This is a genomic window from uncultured Fibrobacter sp. (genome assembly GCF_937877005.1).
Taxonomy (GTDB): Bacteria; Fibrobacterota; Fibrobacteria; order Fibrobacterales; family Fibrobacteraceae; genus Fibrobacter.
In genome coordinates, this window is the sequence record NZ_CALEFV010000221.1 from 1 (window position 1) to 1,715 (window position 1,715).

The window sequence follows — 1,715 nt, forward strand, 5'->3', positions numbered from 1 at the left end:
CATAAGAATTAAGTATTGGACGCTATCAAAAACCACTTCTATATTTGCTCTCGAAAAATTAAGGAGAGTATAATGTCAAACCAATTTTCTTTTGATACGCTTAAGTTGCATGCAGGCTATAACCCTGCTGAACACAATCACGCCGTTTCGGTACCCATTTACCAGACAACAGCGTTTACGCTCGACACGGTAAAGCGTAGCGACGATCTGTTTTATTTCGACAGCGCCGAAGCACTTTATACACGACTTTCTAATCCGACAACGGATGTACTTGACGCGCGCCTTACGGCACTCCACCCGGGAGCAACCGGAGCTGTCACGCTTTCTTCGGGCATGGCAGCGGTTACGTATTCGCTTTTGAACGTCACAGCAGGCAAAGGCAGAATCCTTGCAACAGCTCGTTCTTACGGCGGATCTTTCGATAGTTTCGAACAAATCTTCGGAGAGACGGGCGTCAAGTATGACATTGTAGAAAACCCTGACGATCCGGCAAATTTCGAGGCACTCGTTAAAGAAGACACCAAGGTAATCTACATCGAATCGATCACCAACCCGAATGCCACCATTCTGGATATCGAAGCGATCGCAAATATCGCCCACAAGCATGGAATTCCGCTGATTGTCGACAACACGGTGGCAACCCCCTACTTGTTGAATCCGTTTGATTTCGGCGCCGACGTGGTTGTTTATTCGGCCACCAAGGGCCTTACGGGTCACGGCAACGTGATTGCCGGTGCCATTGTAGAAAACGGCAAGTTCAACTGGAAAAACGGAAAGTTCCCACAGTTCGACGGCCAGCCGCATTTCTTGGTGTCGCAGCAGGGCGTACCCCGCAGTTTTTACGACGTGTTCCCGGATACGCCTTTCACCGGCCGTATTCGCGCCATTCACCTGAATTACCTGGGCGGTGCCATCGCCCCGTTCAATTCTTACCTGGTGCTTCTTGGAATCGAAACGCTTTCGGAACGTCTTTCGAAATCAGTAAAGTCTGCTGAAAAGATTGTAGAATTCCTGGAAACGCGCCCCGAAGTTTCTTGGGTCAATCATCCGCATGCCAAGAACAGCAAGTACAAGGCTCTCGCCGCCAAGTACTTCCCGAAGGGTGCCGGCGCAATCCTGAGTTTTGGCCTTAAAAAGAACGCCCGCGCAAGCATTATCAAGTTCTTAGAAGCCGTAAAAGTATTCAGTTTCCAGGCAAACATCGGTGACGCCCGTTCGCTCATTATCAACCCGTCTACAACCACCCACATCGAGCTCCCGGAACGCGCTCAGGAATTGGCCGATATCCACTCCGAAACTATTCGGCTTTCGATTGGTCTTGAAGACGTGAATGACTTGATTGCTGACCTGGAACAAGCCTTCGTCGCAATCCAATAGCACGATTATAACCATAGTAAAACCTAAAAGGTGGCTGCATTTAGCAGTCACCTTTAGTTTATGGCACAAAGAAATTTAAATGGCGGACTCAATTGAGTCCGCCATGATAGAATTGGAGATGATTATTTTACTAAACCGTCGGCATATTCGGTTATCGCCTTGTCGAGACGAGCAAAGATCTCTTCGATTTGGGCCTCGTTGATAATCAGCGGAGGAGCCACAATAATCGTGGAGCCGCCGCCCATCGTGAGAATGCCGTAATCGTTGCGGAGTTTCGTGATGAAGTTTCCAAGGAAGGGCTCGCCCGCCGCATTCTTGCGAATCACGTCCTTATGATC

At 49.1% G+C, this 1,715-nt stretch carries 1 protein-coding gene and 1 pseudogene; one reads left to right on the forward strand and one right to left on the reverse strand.

All coding sequences use genetic code 11. The annotated features are described in order from the left end of the window. Window positions 1–72: 72 nt before the first annotated feature. Window positions 73–1,377, forward strand: a complete 1,305-nt coding sequence (locus Q0628_RS09900; protein ID WP_298770591.1) for an aminotransferase class I/II-fold pyridoxal phosphate-dependent enzyme — start codon at window positions 73–75, stop codon at window positions 1,375–1,377. A gap of 122 nt (window positions 1,378–1,499) precedes the next feature. Here Q0628_RS09900 and Q0628_RS09905 read toward each other — a convergent pair. Further along, a pseudogene (locus Q0628_RS09905) lies at window positions 1,500–1,715 on the reverse strand (hypothetical protein); the annotation flags it as partial.

What these genes read in the sequence shown, in the direction of transcription:
- Q0628_RS09900 (WP_298770591.1), top strand. Translation starts at nt 73, where the DNA reads ATGTCAAACCAATTTTCTTTTGATACGCTTAAGTTGCATGCAGGCTAT.